The organism is Frigoribacterium sp. VKM Ac-2530 (genome assembly GCF_015350835.1).
Lineage (GTDB): Bacteria > Actinomycetota > Actinomycetes > Actinomycetales > Microbacteriaceae > Frigoribacterium.
The window spans coordinates 335,430-349,456 of sequence record NZ_JADKSE010000001.1 but is presented as its reverse complement, the minus strand read 5'-3'; the positions used below and the strand labels follow the sequence as shown (position 1 = coordinate 349,456).

Here is a 14,027-nt window from a genome sequence, read left to right as displayed (position 1 = left end):
CGCAGGTAGCCTCGACGCATGTTCGTCTGTGGCCTGACCGGTGGCATCGCCGCCGGCAAGAGCGTCGTGTCCCGTCGTCTCGCCGAGGGGGGTGCGGCCCACATCGACGCCGACCAGCTCGCCCGGGAGGTGGTCGCTCCGGGCACGCCGGGCCTCGAGGCGATCCGGCGGCGCTTCGGCGACCACGTGCTCACGCCGTCGGGCGAGCTCGACCGGCCGGCGCTCGGCGCCCTGGTCTTCTCCGACCCGGCGGCCCGTCGGGACCTCGAGGCGATCACCCACCCGGCCGTCCGCGAGCTCTCCCGACGGCGCATGGAGGAAGCTGTGGCCGACGACCCCGCGAGGGTCGTGGTGTACGACGTGCCCCTCCTGGTCGAGACGCGCGGGGCCGCCGAGTTCGACGTGGTGGTCGTCGTCCACGCTCCTCGCGAGATGCGCTTGAGGCGCCTGGTCGAGCTCCGGGGGATGAGCCCCGAGGAGGCGGTCCGTCGCGTCGACGCCCAGGCCGACGACGAGGACCGCCTCGCCGTGGCCGACCTCGTGGTCGACTCCTCGATCTCGCTGGAGGCGACCCTCGCGAGGGCGGACGAGGTCGCCGAGGTGCTCCGTTCGCTGTCAGCGGCGAAGGCGGCGGGCCCCTCGGGGCCGAGTGTCAGTGGTCGCTCCTAGACTCGGAGACATGGAACCGACCCGCAGTGTCCGCCCCTTCGAAGTAGTCAGCGAGTACGAGCCGAGCGGCGACCAGCCGGCCGCAATCGCCGAGCTCGCGGGGCGCATCAACGCGGGCGAGACCGACGTCGTGCTCCTCGGCGCGACCGGCACGGGAAAGTCCGCGACGACGGCCTGGCTCGTCGAGCAGGTGCAGCGCCCCACCCTCGTCCTGGCCCACAACAAGACCCTCGCGGCCCAGCTGGCCAACGAGTTCCGCGAGATGTTCCCGCACAACGCCGTCGAGTACTTCGTCTCGTACTACGACTACTACCAGCCCGAGGCGTACGTCCCGCAGACCGACACCTTCATCGAGAAGGACAGCTCGATCAACGCCGAGGTCGAGCGGCTCCGGCACTCCACGACCAACTCGCTGCTCAGCCGTCGCGACGTCATCGTCGTCTCGACGGTGTCCTGCATCTACGGCCTCGGCACGCCCGAGGGCTACATGCAGGCGATGATCGCCCTGCAGGTCGGCATGAAGATCGACCGCGAGACGCTGATCCGGCGCTTCGTCTCGATGCAGTACCAGCGCAACGACATCGACTTCTCCCGCGGGAACTTCCGGGTCCGCGGCGACACCATCGAGATCATCCCGATGTACGAAGAGCTGGCCATCCGCATCGAGATGTTCGGCGACGAGATCGAGGCGCTCTACGCCCTGCACCCCCTCACGGGCGATGTCGTCCGCACCATGGACGCGGTGTCGGTGTTCCCCGGCTCGCACTACGTCGCCGGCACCGACGTGATGCACCGCGCCATCGGCACGATCAAAGAAGAACTCGCCACCCGCCTCGACGAGCTCGACAAGCAGGGCAAGCTGCTCGAGTCGCAGCGCCTGCGCATGCGCACGACCTTCGACCTCGAGATGATGGAGCAGATCGGCTTCTGCAACGGCATCGAGAACTACTCGGCGCACATCGACGGCCGCGGCCCCGGCGAGGCCCCGCACTGCCTCCTCGACTACTTCGCCGACGACTTCCTCGTCGTCATCGACGAGTCCCACGTGACGGTGCCGCAGATCGGCGCGATGTACGAGGGCGACGCCTCGCGCAAGCGCACGCTCGTCGACCACGGCTTCCGGCTGCCGAGCGCGCTCGACAACCGCCCGCTCAAGTTCGAGGAGTTCCTCGGCAGGGTGGGGCAGAAGGTCTACCTGTCGGCGACCCCGGGCAAGTACGAGCTCGGCATCACCGACAGCGTGGTCGAGCAGATCATCCGCCCCACCGGCCTCGTCGACCCCCAGATCGTCGTCAAGCCGTCCGAGGGCCAGATCGACGACCTGCTCGACGAGATCCGGGTCCGCGTCGAGAAGGACGAGCGCGTGCTCGTCACGACGCTCACGAAGAAGATGGCCGAAGAGCTGACCGACTTCCTCACCGAGGCCGGCGTCCGGGTCCGGTACCTGCACTCCGACGTCGACACCCTGCGACGGGTCGAGCTGCTGACCGAGCTGCGCCAGGGCGTCTACGACGTCCTCGTCGGCATCAACCTGCTCCGCGAGGGCCTCGACCTGCCCGAGGTGTCGCTGGTGGCCATCCTCGACGCCGACAAGGAGGGCTTCCTGCGGTCGTCGACGTCGCTCATCCAGACCATCGGACGCGCGGCGCGCAACGTCTCCGGCGAGGTGCACATGTACGCCGACGTCATGACCGACTCGATGCGCAACGCCCTCGAAGAGACGGACCGACGACGCGAGAAGCAGGTCGCGTACAACCTCGAGCGCGGCATCGACCCGCAGCCGCTCCGCAAGAAGATCGCCGACATCACCGAGGTCCTCGCCCGTGAGGGCGCGGACACGGCCGAGCTGCTGGCCGGCCGACAGGGCGGCAAGCGCGCCCCGACCCCCAACCTCCGCCGAGAGGGCAAGGCGGCGAACGCGGCGAACGGCCTCGAGTCGATCATCGCCGACCTCAACGACCAGATGCTCCAGGCCGCCGCCGAGCTGAAGTTCGAGCTCGCCGGGCGCCTCCGCGACGAAGTCGCCGACCTCAAGCGCGACCTGCGGCAGATGGAGGCAGCCGGCCATGCCCGCTGATCGTCGTCTCCGCGTCGTCGTCACCGGGGCGACCGCAGGGCTGGGCTACTTCGCGGCCGAGCGGCTCGCGGCCCTCGGCCACCAGGTCGTGCTGGCGGCCCGGAGCCCGGAGCGGGCCGTCCGTGCGGCCGACACCGTGCGCGACCGCGTCCCCGGCGCCGACGTCTCGACCGTCGACCTCGACCTCGCCGACCTGTCCTCGGTGCGGTCCGGCGCGGACGCGCTCACGGCCGCCGGGGGAGTGGACGCCCTGCTCGCGAACGCGGGGGTCGTCGGGTCGCGCCGACGTCAGACGACGGCCGACGGTTTCGAGCTCCAGTTCGGCACGAACCACCTCGGTCACTTCGCGCTCGTGTCCCACCTGCTGCCAGCCCTGGCCGAGTCGCCTCGGGGCCGCGTCGTGCACCTCGGCAGCATCAGTCACCGCTTCGTCCGCCTCGACCTCGACGACCCCATGATGGTCTCGAGCTACTCGGGCGCGGTCGCCTACGCACGGTCGAAGCTCGCGGTCATGACGTTCGGCCTCGAGCTCGACCGACGCCTCCGGGCCGCCGGCTCGTCGGTGTCGAGCGTGATCGCCCACCCGGGGCTGTCGTGGGAGTCGCTGAGCGACCCACGGCCGCCCGTCGTCGAGCCTCGTCGGCCGCCCGCCGTCGTGACCTCGGCCATGCACGCGTTCTCGCAGGGCAAGGAGGCAGGGGCCGAGCCGCTCGTCCACGCGACGGTCGACCCCGGGGTGCGGGGCGGGGAATACTGGGGGCCCTCCGGGTGGTTCCAGCTGACCGGCCCGCCTGCCGTCGTCCCGACGAAGAAGCACGCGCGAGACCGCGCCTCCGCGGAACGGCTCTGGGCCGTCTCCGCCGAGCTCACCCACACAGACCCCGTCCTCTAGCGCGCGGACGCTCCTCCTGGTGCCGTCAACCGGCCGATCTCCCCGTCGGCCGACCTCGATGTCAGGGGCTTCCGTAGAATGGTAAGAGTGTCAATCTCACCCGTAGAAGGTTCCTCCGTGCTCAGCGTGCGGGGTGCCCGAGTCCACAACCTCGACAACGTCGACCTCGAGATCCCGCGCGACTCGATGGTCGTCTTCACCGGCCTCTCCGGGTCGGGCAAGTCGTCCCTCGCGTTCGACACGATCTTCGCCGAGGGCCAACGCCGCTACGTCGAGTCGCTCTCCGCCTACGCGCGGCAGTTCCTCGGGCAGGTCGACCGCCCCGACGTCGACTTCATCGAGGGCCTCAGCCCGGCCGTCTCGATCGACCAGAAGTCGACGAACCGCAACCCGCGCTCGACGGTCGGCACGATCACCGAGATCTACGACTACATGCGCCTGCTCTGGGCCCGCATCGGGATCGCGCACTGCGCCGTGTGCGGCGAGGTGATCAGCCGCCAGACCGTGCAGCAGATCGCCGACCAGCTGATGACGCTCGAGACCGGCACGCGCTTCCAGGTGCTCAGCCCCGTCGTGTCCCAGAAGAAGGGCGAGTTCGTCGACCTCTTCGCCGAGCTCGCGTCGAGCGGATACTCCCGTGCGATCGTCGACGGCGAGCAGGTCCAGCTCAGCTCGCCTCCGAAGCTGAAGAAGCAGGTCAAGCACGACATCTCGGTCGTCGTCGACCGTCTCGTCGCCTCCGACGAGGGCCTCACGCGCCTGACCGACTCTCTCGAGACCGCCCTGCGCCTCACCGACGGCCTCGTCACCGTCGACTTCGTCGACACGGACGCCGGCGCGGCGGGCAAGTACCGCACGTTCTCCGAGAAGCTCTCGTGCCCGAACGGCCACCCCGTGCAGCTCACCGAGGTCGAGCCCCGCACCTTCTCGTTCAACGCCCCGTTCGGCGCCTGCCCCGAGTGCTCCGGCCTCGGGACGCGCATGTCGGTCGACACCGACCTCGTGCTAGGCGACCCCGACCTCAGCTTGGCCGAGGGCGTCATCCTGCCGTGGACGAACTCCGGCAAGGGCCTCTACAACTACTTCCAGAAGCTGCTCGAGGGCCTGGCCGCCGACCTCGGCTTCAGCCTGAAGACCCCCTGGCGCGAACTGCCGGCCCGCATCCAGCAGGCCGTCCTGCAGGGCAACGACTTCGAGGTCACGGTGAAGTGGAAGAACCGCTTCGGCCGCGAGATGAAGTACTCGACCGGGTTCGAGGGCGTGATGCCCTACATCGAGCGCAAGTACGCCGAGGCCGAGACCGACACGCAGCGCCAGCGCTACTCCGAGTACCTCCGCGAGATCCCGTGCTCCGTCTGCGGCGGCAAGCGGCTGAAGCCCGAGGTGCTCGCGGTCACGGTCGCCGAGCAGAGCATCGCCGACGTCGCCGAGCTCAGCCTCACGGACGCGTTCGCGTTCATGAACGGGCTCACGCTGACGTCGCGTGAGGCGCGGATCGCCGCGCAGGTGCTCCGCGAGATCCGCGTCCGCCTCGAGTTCCTGCTCGAGGTGGGGCTCACCTACCTGTCCCTCAGCCGCGCCGCGGGCTCGCTCTCCGGCGGCGAGGCCCAGCGCATCCGGCTCGCGACCCAGATCGGCTCCGGTCTCACGGGCGTGCTGTACGTGCTCGACGAGCCGAGCATCGGCCTGCACCAGCGCGACAACCGCCGCCTGATCGACACCCTGGTCAAGCTCCGCGACCTCGGCAACACGCTCATCGTCGTCGAGCACGACGAGGACACGATCAAGACCGCCGACTGGGTGGTCGACATCGGACCGGGCGCCGGCGTCAACGGCGGCAAGGTGGTCCACTCGGGCAGCTACGAGGACCTGCTGGCGAACACCGAGTCCTACACCGGCGACTACCTCGCCGGCCGTCGATCGATCGCCACGCCGACGACGCGTCGCCCGGTCGACCGCGACCGTGTGGTCTCCGTCGTCGGTGCGAAGGCGAACAACCTGCGCGACGTCACCGTCGACTTCCCGCTCGGCGTCTTCGTCGCGGTGACCGGGGTCAGCGGCTCGGGCAAGTCGTCCCTCGTCAACGACATCCTCTACAAGGTGATGGCCAACAAGCTGAACGGTGCTCGCCAGATCCCCGGACGGCACCTGCGCGTCACCGGTCTCGAGCACCTCGACAAGGTCGTGCACGTCGACCAGGCGCCGATCGGTCGGACGCCCCGCTCGAACCCCGCCACGTACACCGGCGTCTTCGACCGGATCCGCAACCTGTTCGCCGAGACCGTCGACGCGAAGGCCCGCGGCTACCTGCCGGGCCGCTTCAGCTTCAACGTCAAGGGCGGTCGCTGCGAGAACTGCGCAGGCGACGGCACGATCAAGATCGAGATGAACTTCCTGCCCGACGTCTACGTCGCCTGCGAGGTCTGCGGGGGCGCGCGGTACAACCGCGACACCCTCGCGGTCCAGTACAAGGGCAAGAACATCTCCGAGGTGCTCGACATGCCGATCAGCGAGGCGGCCGTCTTCTTCGAGCCCATCTCGGCGATCTCGCGCTTCATGAAGACGCTGGTGGACGTCGGCCTCGGCTACGTCCGGCTCGGCCAGAGCGCAACGACGCTGAGCGGCGGCGAGGCCCAGCGGGTCAAGCTCGCGACCGAGCTGCAGAAGCGCTCCAACGGGCGCAGCATCTACGTGCTCGACGAGCCCACGACGGGCCTGCACTTCGAGGACGTCCGCAAGCTGCTGCTCGTGCTCGACGGCCTCGTCGAGAAGGGCAACACCGTCATCACCATCGAGCACAACCTCGACGTCATCAAGTCGGCCGACTGGCTGATCGACATGGGCCCCGAGGGCGGCGCCGGGGGAGGCACGGTCCTCGCGACGGGCACGCCCGAGCACCTCGCCACCGTGCCCGAGAGCCACACCGGCGTCTTCCTCGCGGAGATCCTCGAATCGGGCCACGCGGCGCCCGGCCCGGCCGCGGCCAAGAAGAAGAAGGCCGCGACGACGACGGGCAGCCGACGTCGGGAGGCAGTCGAGGCTCGATGAGCAACACCGTCTCGTGGCGTCCGCCGGCGCGTGAGATCCCGACCGACCCCGGGGTCTACCGCTGGCGCGACGAGCGCGGCCGCGTCCTCTACGTCGGCAAGGCGAAGAACCTGCGTGCCCGGCTGAGCAACTACTTCGCCCCGCTGCCGACCCTGCACGAGCGCACGCGGCGGATGGTCCTCACGGCTCGCAGCGTCGAGTGGACCGTCGTCGGCAGCGACATCGAGGCGCTGCAGCTCGAGTACACGTGGATCAAGGAGTTCGACCCGCCCTTCAACGTCAAGTTCCGCGACGACAAGACCTACCCCTTCATGGCGGTGACCCTCGGCGACGAGGCCCCCCGGGTCATGGTCACGCGCAACCCGCGCATCAAGGGCGCGAAGTACTTCGGGCCGTACCCGAAGATCTGGGCCGTGCACGACACCATCGACCAGATGATCAAGGTCTTCCCGATCCGCACCTGCTCCGACAGCAGCTACAAGAAGGCGATGGAGACCGGCAAGCCGTGCTTCCCGGGCCAGATCGGTCGCTGCGGAGGGCCCTGCTCGCACAAGGTCTCGATCGACGAGCACCGTGCGATCGTCGACGAGTTCGTCAAGTTCATGGGCAGCTACGACAAGAAGGTCATCGCCGACAAGCAGAAGGCCATGAAGACGGCAGCGCTCGAGCAGCGCTACGAGGACGCGGCGCGCTACCGCGACCAGGTGCAGGCCCTCGAGGCGGTCCTCGACAAGTCCGCCGTCGTGCTCCGCGACTCCGTCGACCTCGACCTCTACGCCCTCGTCGAGGACGAGCTGGCGGCCGCCGTGCAGCTCTTCACGGTCCGCGGCGGCCGCATCCGCGGCTCCCGCGGCTGGGTCGTCGACAAGGAGATCGACATCACCTCGGGCGAGCTCGTCGAGCAGATCCTGCAGGGCCGGTACACCGCCGGCTCCGAGGTGCCGCGCGAGATCGTCGTGACGACGGTCCCCGACGACAACGACGCCCTCGAGGCCGTCCTCAGCGAGGTCCGGGGGAGGGGCAAGGTGCAGGTCCGCACCGCGCAGCGCGGCGAGAAGGCCGCGCTCATGCAGACGGCCACGCTCAACGCCCAGCAGTCGCTGATGCTCTACAAGACCCGTCGCAGCGCCGACTTCGCGACCCGGTCGACCGCCCTGGCCGACATCCAGGAGGCGCTGGGCATGACGGAGGCGCCCCTCCGGATGGAGTGCTACGACGTCTCGCACCTGTCCGGCACCAACATCGTCGCCTCGATGGTCGTCTTCGAGGACGGCCTGCCCCGCAAGGACCAGTACCGGCGCTTCAACATCCCGCAGTCGACCGACGACACCGAGTCGATCTACCAGACGCTCAGCCGGCGCCTCTCCCGCCTCGACGACGAGCTCGCCCCGGTGGCCGAGGTCGGCGAGGAGCGCAAGCGCTTCGCCTACCGGCCGAACCTGCTGATCGTCGACGGGGGCCAGCCCCAGGTGGCCGCCGCCCGGCGGGCCCTCGACGACGCGGGCGTGACCGACATCGCGCTCTGCGGCATCGCGAAGCGGCTCGAGGAGATCTGGCTGCCCGACGACGACTTCCCTGTCATCCTGCCACGCAACTCCGACGCGCTCTTCCTGATCCAGCGCATCCGCGACGAGGCCCACCGGTTCGCGATCACGCACCAGAGGCAACGACGCAAGCGGGACATCACGACCCAGCTGGCCGAGATCCCGGGACTGGGCCCGTCGCGGGTGGCCCGCCTGCTCAAGCACTTCGGCTCGGTGAAGCGACTCAAGCAGGCCACGCCGGACGAGATCTCGTCGATCCGGGGCATCGGCCCGACGCTCGCCGCGGCCGTCGTCGGTCAGCTCGGGTCCGCGGAGGTCGGAGACGTCGAGCCCGACACGGACGCGGCGGCCGACACTGACGCGTCAGGCGACCTCGACGCCTCGGCCGACGCCGAGGCGCCGGTCGCGACCACGAGCGAGGCCGACGCTGCCCGCGCTCCCGCCTAGACTCGATCCGCCCGTCCCGCACCGACCCGCCACCAGCGAAGGCCCCGCCACCATGAGCGACGCACACGAGCAGCAAGAGGTCATGATCGTCACCGGGATGTCCGGTGCCGGTCGGTCGACGGTCGGCAACGCCCTCGAGGACCTGGGCTGGTACGTGGTCGACAACCTGCCCGCCCAGATGCTGCGGCCCCTCCTCGACCTCGCCGAGCGCGCCGGCGACTCGTTGCCGAAGATCGCCGCGGTGGTCGACGTCCGAGGCGGTCGCCTCTTCTCCGAGGCGCAGGAGGCGGTGCGCACGCTCCGCGAGAGCATGCCGAGCAAGGTCCGCGTCCTGTTCCTCGACGCCACCGACGCCGCCCTCGTGCGCCGGTTCGAGCAGGTCCGTCGACCGCACCCGCTCCAGGGGGACGGCACGCTGCTCGACGGCATCGTCGCCGAGCGCTCCCGGATGGAGGAGCTGCGCGAGACGAGCGACGTCATCATCGACACCTCCGAGCTCAACATCCACCAGCTCGCGACCACCATCACCGAGAAGTTCGCCGAGTCCGAGCGCGCCGGGGTGCAGGTCACGGTGCTGAGCTTCGGCTTCAAGTACGGGCTGCCCGCGGACGCCGACATGGTGGGCGACGCCCGGTTCCTGCCGAACCCGTTCTGGGTCCCCGAGCTCCGCTCGCAGACCGGACTGGACGAGCCCGTGACGAGCTACGTGATGGCCCAGAGCGGGGCCCGCGACTTCGTCCGGGCCTTCGGCGCCGCCTGCGAGCCCGTGCTCGCCGGCTACCAGCGCGAGAACAAGAGACACGCTACGATCGCCATCGGCTGCACGGGCGGGAAGCACCGATCCGTCACCCTGGTCGGCGAGCTGGCGGCGCATCTGCGCGGGCTCCCCGGGGTGGCCGTCGCCGTGAAGCACCGCGACCTGGGCCGGGAGTGACCCGGCGGTCGCACGGGCGCGCCCTCCGGCTGCGCGGGGCCGTGCCCCGCACGCCCGACAACGACTGATGAAAGAGGAACGACCAGTGGCACAGACCGCCGACGTCAAAGAAGAACTCGCCCGCGTCGAGGTGAGCAGGACGACGGTCCGGGCCGCCGAGGTCGCGACCATCCTGCGGTTCGCCGGCGGGCTGCACGTCATCTCGGGCCGCATCGCCGTCGAGGCAGAGCTCGACAGCCCGGTGATCGCCCGCCGTGTCCGCAAGGACCTCGCGGAGCTCTACGGTGCGCGCAGCGACGTGTCCGTCGTGTCCGCGTCGGGGACGCGACGCACCACCCAGTACCTCGTGCGCGTCCACGAGGCCGGCGAGACCCTGGCTCGCCAGACGGGTCTGATGGACGCCCGCCGCCGTCCGGTCCGCGGCTTGCCGAACCGGCTCACGACCGGGTCGCGCGACGACCTGGCGGCGATCTGGCGGGGTGCCTTCCTGGCCCAGGGCTCGTTGACCGACCCCGGCCGGTCCGCCTCGCTCGAGGTCGTCTGCCCCGGCAACGAGTCGGCCATGGCGCTCGTCGGCGCGGCCGGACGGCTCGGCATCGCCGCCAAGGCCCGTGAGGTCCGCGGCGTCCACCGGGTGCTGGTCCGTGAGGGCGAGGCGATCAGCGCGATGCTCACGGTCATGGGCGCCCTCAAGAGCGTCAGCGAGTGGGAGGAGATGCGCCAGCGCCGCGAGGTCCGGGCGACGGCAAACCGGCTCGTGAACTTCGACGACGCGAACCTGCGACGCAGCGCGCAGGCCGCGGTCGCCGCCTGCGCCCGGGTCGAGCGCGCCATGGAGCTGCTCGGCGAGGACATCCCCGACCACCTCAAGTACGCCGGCGACCTCCGCCTGGCGCACCGCGACGCGAGCCTCGACGAGCTCGGCCACCACGCCGACCCGCCCATGACGAAGGACGCCGTCGCCGGGCGGATCCGCCGACTCCTGGCCATGGCCGACAAGAAGGCGTCGGACCTCGGCCTGCCCGGCACCGAGGCCAGCCTGCCGTCCGACCTCGACCTCGACTGACGCCTCCGACGCGGGCGGCGCTCCCGGAGTCACGGAGGCGGTCGACTGGTACTGTCGTAGACGGACGCGAAGCCCGGTCGCCCCGGCCGGATCGTGAGCCACGGGCCTGGTCGCCCGCCCCCTCCACGCGTCCCCGCGACGCCTGATCAACAGGAGTTCCCTTGACCGTCAAGATCGGCATCAACGGCTTCGGTCGCATCGGCCGCAACTACTTCCGCGCGGCGCTCGCCAAGGGCACCGACATCGAGATCGTCGCCGTCAACGACCTGACCGACAACGCCGCCCTCGCGCACCTGCTCAAGTTCGACTCCATCACGGGCCGTCTCGACGCCACGGTCGAGCTCGACGGCGACTCGATCGTCGTCGACGGCAAGCCGATCAAGGTCCTGGCCGAGCGCGACCCCGCCAACCTGCCCTGGGGCGAGCTGGGCGTCGACATCGTCGTCGAGTCCACCGGCTTCTTCACGAAGGCGGAGGACGCGCAGAAGCACATCGACGCCGGCGCGAAGAAGGTCCTCATCTCGGCGCCCGCCACCGGCGACGACGCGACGATCGTCCTCGGCGTCAACGAGGGCATCTACGACCCCGCCAACCACCACATCATCTCGAACGCGTCGTGCACCACGAACAGCCTCGCGCCCCTGATGAAGGTCTTCCTCGACAACTTCGGAGTCGAGCGCGGCCTCATGACGACGGTGCACGCCTACACGGCCGACCAGAACCTGCAGGACGGCCCCCACAAGGACCCGCGTCGTGCCCGCGCCGCCGCCATCAACATCGTCCCCACCTCGACCGGTGCGGCCAAGGCCATCGGCCTCGTCATCCCCGAGCTGTCGGGCAAGCTCGACGGCTACGCGCTCCGCGTCCCGGTGCCGACCGGCTCGATCACCGACGTCACGCTGCAGACCAGCACCCCCGTCACGGTCGAGCAGATCAACGCAGCCTACAAGGCCGCGGCCGAGGGCGACCTCAAGGGCATCCTCCTCTACTCGGAGGACCCGCTGGTCTCGTCCGACATCACGACCGACCCGCACTCGTCGATCTACGACTCGGGCCTCACGAAGGTCATCGGCAACATGGTCAAGATCACGTCCTGGTACGACAACGAGTGGGGCTACTCCAACCGTCTCGTCGACCTGACGAAGTACGTCGCCGACCGCCTGTAGGCGTCCGCACCACGATCGACCCGGGAGGCGGTCAGGCCCTCGGCCTGGCCGCCTCCTCGTCTCCCCACCGACCCCCTCCACAGAATCGAGTTCCATGACCCTCCGAACCCTCGAGTCGCTCGGCTCGACGTCGGGAAAGCGCGTGATCGTCCGCTGCGACCTGAACGTCCCGCTGAAGGACGGCGCCATCACCGACGACGGTCGCGTCCGTGCCTCCGTCGGCACCCTGCAGGCGCTCGTCGCCGACGGCGCCCGCGTCGTCGTGATCTCGCACCTCGGCCGTCCCGACGGCCAGCCCGTCGACGAGTTCAGCCTGCGCCCCGTGGCGGCCCGCCTCGGCGAGCTGCTCGACGCCGACGTCACGTTCGTGCCCTCCACCGTCGGCAGCGAGGCCGAGGAGGCGGTGGCCGGCCTGGCCGACGGCCAGGTGGTCGTCCTCGAGAACCTCCGCTTCAGTCCCGCGGAGACGAGCAAGGACGCCGACGAGCGTCGCGCCTTCGCCGAGCAGCTCGCGGCGCACGGCGACCTGTTCGTCTCGGACGGCTTCGGCGTCGTGCACCGCGAGCAGGCCAGCGTCTACGAGCTGCCGCAGATCCTCCCGAGCGCGGCCGGCTCGCTCATCGAGACCGAGCTCTCGGTCCTGGAGAAGCTCACCGAGACGCCCGAGCGCCCCTACACGGTCGTGCTCGGCGGCTCGAAGGTGTCGGACAAGCTCGGCGTCATCGAGCACCTGCTGCCCCGCGTCGACTCGCTCCTGGTCGGCGGCGGGATGCTGTTCACGTTCCTCGCCGCACAGGGCCACGCCGTCGGCGGCAGCCTGCTCGAGAAGGACCAGCTCGACCGGGTGAGGGGCTACCTCGCCGACGCCGACGAGCGCGGCGTGCAGATCGTCCTGCCCACCGACGTCGTCGTCGCCTCGGCCTTCTCGGCCGACGCCGAGCACGCGGTCGTGCCCGCGGACGGCATCGAGACCTCCGAGCTCGGGGACGGGGCGATCGGCCTCGACATCGGACCGGACACGGCGACCCGCTTCGCGGAGATCGTCGCCGCCTCGAAGACCGTGTTCTGGAACGGGCCCATGGGCGTGTTCGAGTTCGACGCCTTCGCCCACGGCACGAAGACGGTCGCCGAGGCGCTCACGCGCGTCGACGGCCTGGGCGTCGTCGGGGGAGGGGACTCGGCCGCGGCCGTCCGTGCCCTCGGCTTCGACGACGACCAATTCGGCCACATCTCCACCGGTGGTGGAGCCAGCCTCGAGTTCCTCGAGGGCAAACGACTCCCCGGACTGGAGGTCCTCGGATGGTGACCACACGCACGCCCCTCATCGCCGGCAACTGGAAGATGAACCTCGACCACCTGCAGGCCATCGCCTTCGTGCAGAAGCTGGCCTGGAGCCTGAAGGACGCGAAGCACGACCACGCCTCCGTCGAGGCAGCCGTCTTCCCGCCCTTCACCGACCTGCGCAGCGTGCAGACCCTGCTCGACGCCGACGGCCTCTCGCTCGTCCTCGGCGCACAGGACCTGTCGGCGCACGACAGCGGCGCCTACACCGGCGAGGTCTCCGGCGCCTCCCTGGCGAAGCTGGACGTGCACTACGTCCTCGTGGGCCACTCCGAGCGCCGCACCCTGCACGCCGAGGACGACACCGTCGTCGCGACGAAGGTCGCGGCCGCGCACCGCAACGGGCTCGTCCCCGTGATCTGCGTCGGCGAGACCGCGGACGACCTCGAGACGCACGGGCCGAGCGCCGTCCCGGTCGCCCAGCTCCGCGCCTCCCTGGCCGAGGTCCCTGACACGGCCGAGATCGTGGTCGCCTACGAGCCCGTCTGGGCGATCGGCTCGGGCAAGGCGGCCACCGCCGACCAGGCCGAGCAGGTCTGTGCCGCGCTCCGTCAGGCACTGGTCGAGCTCGTCGGGGCCGACCGTGCCGCGGCGACCCGGATCCTCTACGGCGGATCGGTGAAGTCGACGAACATCGCCTCGTTCCTACGCGAGCCTAACGTCGACGGCGCACTCGTCGGCGGTGCGAGCCTCGACGTGGACGAGTTCGCCCGCATCGTGCGCTTCGAGTCCCACGTCGGCGTCTGACGCCGATCGACAGACGGGTCCCTCTCCCGCCCGCGGGTGAGGGACCCGTCGCCGCGTGCGGCAGTTATACTCGTCAACGGTCTCACCGCATCGAAA

The 14,027-nt window shown here is 70.2% G+C and carries 10 protein-coding genes; all 10 read left to right on the top strand.

Annotation, left to right across the window (positions count from 1 at the left end):
- The first annotated feature begins 18 nt into the window (after positions 1-18).
- On the top strand, positions 19-669 hold the full coding sequence (gene coaE, locus ITJ48_RS01600) for a dephospho-CoA kinase (protein ID WP_194612149.1): 651 nt from the start codon (positions 19-21) through the stop codon (positions 667-669).
- Between the two features lie 10 nt (positions 670-679).
- Positions 680-2,746, top strand: a complete 2,067-nt coding sequence (gene uvrB, locus ITJ48_RS01595; RefSeq protein ID WP_123545834.1) for an excinuclease ABC subunit UvrB — start codon at positions 680-682, stop codon at positions 2,744-2,746.
- The gene (locus ITJ48_RS01590) at positions 2,736-3,638 is read left to right on the top strand and encodes an SDR family NAD(P)-dependent oxidoreductase (RefSeq protein WP_194612148.1); all 903 of its coding nucleotides are present in this window, start codon (positions 2,736-2,738) and stop codon (positions 3,636-3,638) included. The genes uvrB and ITJ48_RS01590 overlap by 11 nt, the downstream gene beginning before the upstream one ends.
- A gap of 78 nt (positions 3,639-3,716) precedes the next feature.
- The gene (uvrA, locus tag ITJ48_RS01585) at positions 3,717-6,686 is read left to right on the top strand and encodes an excinuclease ABC subunit UvrA (protein WP_194612147.1); all 2,970 of its coding nucleotides are present in this window, start codon (positions 3,717-3,719) and stop codon (positions 6,684-6,686) included.
- Positions 6,683-8,677, top strand: a complete 1,995-nt coding sequence (gene uvrC, locus ITJ48_RS01580; protein ID WP_194612146.1) for an excinuclease ABC subunit UvrC — start codon at positions 6,683-6,685, stop codon at positions 8,675-8,677. Before uvrA ends, uvrC begins: the two co-directional genes overlap by 4 nt.
- Positions 8,678-8,729: 52 nt before the next feature.
- A complete protein-coding gene (gene rapZ / locus ITJ48_RS01575) occupies positions 8,730-9,611 on the top strand; it encodes an RNase adapter RapZ (RefSeq protein WP_123545826.1) in 882 nt (293 codons plus the stop codon).
- 85 nt (positions 9,612-9,696) lie between these two features.
- Positions 9,697-10,677, top strand: coding sequence for a DNA-binding protein WhiA (gene whiA / locus ITJ48_RS01570; protein WP_194612145.1), 981 nt, complete (start codon positions 9,697-9,699; stop codon positions 10,675-10,677).
- Between the two features lie 161 nt (positions 10,678-10,838).
- Entirely contained in the window at positions 10,839-11,843 is a 1,005-nt protein-coding gene (gene gap / locus ITJ48_RS01565; protein ID WP_123545822.1) for a type I glyceraldehyde-3-phosphate dehydrogenase, read from the top strand.
- Positions 11,844-11,937: 94 nt separating this feature from the next.
- Positions 11,938-13,149 carry a phosphoglycerate kinase gene (gene pgk, locus ITJ48_RS01560; RefSeq protein ID WP_194612144.1) on the top strand — a complete coding sequence of 404 codons (1,212 nt, stop codon included), beginning with the start codon at positions 11,938-11,940 and terminating at the stop codon, positions 13,147-13,149.
- Positions 13,143-13,931: a triose-phosphate isomerase gene (gene tpiA / locus ITJ48_RS01555; RefSeq protein ID WP_192169053.1), complete on the top strand. Its 789-nt coding sequence runs from the start codon at positions 13,143-13,145 to the stop codon at positions 13,929-13,931. Before pgk ends, tpiA begins: the two co-directional genes overlap by 7 nt.
- Positions 13,932-14,027 lie beyond the last annotated feature (96 nt).

Coding starts and splice junctions, on each gene's coding strand:
- coaE (WP_194612149.1), top strand. CDS start 19: ATGTTCGTCTGTGGCCTGACCGGTGGCATCGCCGCCGGCAAGAGCGTC.
- uvrB (WP_123545834.1), top strand. CDS start 680: ATGGAACCGACCCGCAGTGTCCGCCCCTTCGAAGTAGTCAGCGAGTAC.
- ITJ48_RS01590 (WP_194612148.1), top strand. CDS start 2,736: ATGCCCGCTGATCGTCGTCTCCGCGTCGTCGTCACCGGGGCGACCGCA.
- uvrA (WP_194612147.1), top strand. CDS start 3,717: ATGGTAAGAGTGTCAATCTCACCCGTAGAAGGTTCCTCCGTGCTCAGC.
- uvrC (WP_194612146.1), top strand. CDS start 6,683: ATGAGCAACACCGTCTCGTGGCGTCCGCCGGCGCGTGAGATCCCGACC.
- rapZ (WP_123545826.1), top strand. CDS start 8,730: ATGAGCGACGCACACGAGCAGCAAGAGGTCATGATCGTCACCGGGATG.
- pgk (WP_194612144.1), top strand. CDS start 11,938: ATGACCCTCCGAACCCTCGAGTCGCTCGGCTCGACGTCGGGAAAGCGC.
- tpiA (WP_192169053.1), top strand. CDS start 13,143: ATGGTGACCACACGCACGCCCCTCATCGCCGGCAACTGGAAGATGAAC.